The following is an 871-nucleotide window of genomic DNA, read 5'->3' as shown; positions in this document are numbered from 1 at the left end:
CAAAAATCGTGGAAATTTTATACCATCAAGCACTTTCTGCAGACCAGATTTCCACTGCTCTCAAAAAATCTGGATTCAAAAAAGCACTGACCACAGTTCGCCATCATTTAGAAATTTTAAAAGAATCAGGATTGATTGAAATTGCAAGAATTGAAGAGTCTAGAGGTGCCATCACTAAATTCTACAGTACATCTACAAAACTACTTGATTTTCAAATGCCTGTGGATTTTGACTCTACATATTCGAAGATAATTACCAACACGTCAACAAAAATAGAAAAAATTCTAAAAGGTTTGACGCCAAAAACCACCAAATCCAAAGGAAAAAAAGCTGAAGAGTACTCGCAATACCTTGTAATGGAAATAATGAACAGGGCAATGACAAATGTACTTGAAAAATCTAGCACGAAATAAAATGACTGATTTTATTGTTGGTGTTTGTTATGATATTTGCAAAAATCGATCAGAATTTTTAATTTATCAACAACGAAATGATCGTAAAAATATGCATTATTCAACAAAAAGTGCTGAAAAAATAATTTACAACACAATGTGAGAAAATTATGGATGACAAAGTCATAAAATTATTTTCTGAAAAAAACCTTGTCTTTATTGCAACCTTGATGAAAGATGGCTCACCACAATTGTCACCTGTTTGGGCAAACTATGAAGACGGCTATGTTTTGATAAACACAGCTGAAGGAAGAATTAAACACAAAAATGTTTTACGGGATCCACGTGTTGCAGTATCTGTTGTATCAAAAGATAATCCCCTTGACATGACAACCATCCGTGGTACTGTTGATGAATTAATTCCGGACTATGAATACAAACATGCAGACAAACTAACAAAACAGTACATGAATCGTGAT

2 protein-coding genes are annotated in these 871 nt (G+C 33.2%); both read left to right on the top strand.

Annotated elements, in window-relative coordinates; translation table 11 throughout:
* Positions 1–413, top strand: a 413-nt coding sequence (locus BD31_RS08430) for a helix-turn-helix domain-containing protein (RefSeq protein ID WP_008301202.1), incomplete at its 5' end; no start/stop codon positions are given.
* A gap of 149 nt (positions 414–562) precedes the next feature.
* The coding region (locus tag BD31_RS08425; RefSeq protein WP_008301203.1) for a TIGR03618 family F420-dependent PPOX class oxidoreductase at positions 563–871 on the top strand (309 nt) is incomplete at its 3' end.

This window comes from Candidatus Nitrosopumilus salarius BD31 (genome assembly GCF_000242875.2).
Classification (GTDB): domain Archaea; phylum Thermoproteota; class Nitrososphaeria; order Nitrososphaerales; family Nitrosopumilaceae; genus Nitrosopumilus; species Nitrosopumilus salarius.
Note: the sequence above shows the minus strand (reverse complement) of the source record. Positions and strands in the feature narration are given on the sequence as shown.